This window comes from Nocardia cerradoensis NBRC 101014 (assembly GCF_000308535.1).
GTDB lineage: Bacteria > Actinomycetota > Actinomycetes > Mycobacteriales > Mycobacteriaceae > Nocardia > Nocardia cerradoensis.
This window is the reverse complement of sequence record NZ_BAFW01000298.1, coordinates 1-1892: the sequence shown is the minus strand read 5'-3', so window position 1 is coordinate 1892 and position 1892 is coordinate 1. Positions and strand designations below refer to the sequence as shown.

Below are 1892 nucleotides of genomic sequence, written 5' to 3'. Positions count from 1 at the left end.
TGCGGCGCCGCGGTCACCGTTCGCGGTCATCGTCGCAGTCGGCGTGATTCTCGTGCTCGCGCCGCTGTTCACCGGGATGTTTCCGCGAGCAGTCAAGGGGGAGGCCATGATCGGCAGCTTCGCGCCCTTCGTCACCTCGTCGAGTATCGATGGCTATCGCAGCGATCTCGCGGTGCTCGACGCCGCTCGCACGAACGTCCTCACGCTGCGCTCGCAGGGGATCGGATCCGGCTCCTACGATCGGATCGACGCATTCGTCCGCGACTATCCCGGCATTCGAGCCGATCTGAGCGGCACGCTCGATTCCATCGACCACAACCGCGGCGACTATCAGCGCGTCGCCGATCTGCCGCCGCTGGGCACGCTGCCCTGGTTGCTCGCACTCGCCGGTCTGGCGCTCGTGGCGACGGGGGTGTTCGGCCTGCGGCGCGCGGAAGCGGGGAATCGCGCGCCGGGATGGCGGATCTCGGCGGCGCTGGTGGGACTGGCGTTGATCACGATCTCGCTGGCGGGAGGCTTGTTCACCGCGACGTCGGCGGGGCAGCCGCTGATCGACGGCTTCCGTCCGGTGCTCACCCACGACGAGGTGCGCAAGGTCCAGGGCTATTTCGTCACGCTCGTCGCTGCCGACGGCGAGCTGAACAGCCGTTTCACCGGCGACGTGCGGGCCGCTCGTCCCGACGCCGACCTCAGCGCGATCACCGCGCTCGAGCAGCGATGGCAGCCGATGACCTCGCACTTCGCCGCGCTGATCGGCGCGATGAACGACAACGTCGCCCGGTTCGATGCGGTGGCGGCGTTGAACGATTCGACGAAACCTCTGGGATTCACCGCTTTTCGTGGTCTCGGGTGGTTCTTCCTGATTCCCGGAGTCGTCGTGGTCGCCGCCTCGGTGTGGGGCCTGCGGACCGGTGATCGCACGAGAGATTCGGGAGAGCGCGCATGAGGATGTCCCTTCACCGCCGGGTCGTGGTACCGGCCGCCGCACTGGTGCTCGCCGCGCTGGTCTCGGCCGGTTGCTCCGCCGAAGACCACTCCGACCGGCCGGCCGGAGCACCGCAGCAGTTGGTCGGCCTGTTCCGCTTGACACCCGGTGCGGCGCAAGGCAATACGGTGACCGGCACCTGGTTCCGCATGGTGCAGCCTGGCGGTACACCGGACAAGGGTCCGTACATGCCCAACGGTGACTCGCCGGTGCAGGGCGGTTCGACCACGCTGCTCGAACCCGGTAGCGGCGGTGGCCTGCGCACGGGTGGATTCCAGAGCGAACCGAATCCCGGGTTCTCGGGCGGCAATTCACTGGCGGCGGCGATCACGAAACCGACCAAGTTCTTCGCCGTGGAATTCGGCGTCTCCACCAATCCGACCGATCCACAGACCCAGCGCACCGTGGCGCCGCCGACGGTGGTGAACAACGACGGCACCCTCACCGCCGACCTGTCCTCGTGGGCCGCCTCCTGGAACGACCAGGAATTCAACCAGGGCGCACCGAAGCCGCCGGAGCGCCAGGACGCCCAGGTGGCCGGCGCCCAGCAGGCGCAGAAGGTGTGGGACTGGGTCGCACAGAAATGGTTCGATCAGCCCAGATCCGGTGCACCGCAGGGTCCTTCGGCAACGGGAACCTACGACGCCGCGACGCGCGCGTTCACCCTGCAGTGGACCAGCCTGATCGTCGGCGGTCCGTTCAACGGGTTCACCGGCGTCTGGCATCTCGAGGGCGTGTTCGAGCCCGCCGCAGCTCAGCCGAATTCGGTTGCGCCACCGAGCAAATAAGGAGAATGCATCCGATGTCCACTCGTACGACCCGGCTCGGGCTCGTCGCCGGCATCAGGGTCGTCGCCGCCCTGGTCGTCGTCGGCAGCGCGGTGGCGGTCACCGCACTCACCGTCCAT

The 1892-nt window shown here is 68.0% G+C and carries 2 protein-coding genes; both read left to right on the top strand.

Annotated elements, in window-relative coordinates; translation table 11 throughout:
- Nucleotides 1–946, top strand: a 946-nt coding sequence (locus tag ON23_RS28050; protein WP_051043481.1) for a hypothetical protein, incomplete at its 5' end; no start/stop codon positions are given.
- 2 nt (nucleotides 947–948) lie between these two features.
- Complete coding sequence (locus ON23_RS28045) at nucleotides 949–1773, top strand: hypothetical protein (protein ID WP_039781915.1); 825 nt, start codon at nucleotides 949–951, stop codon at nucleotides 1771–1773.
- The last annotated feature ends 119 nt before the right edge of the window (nucleotides 1774–1892 follow it).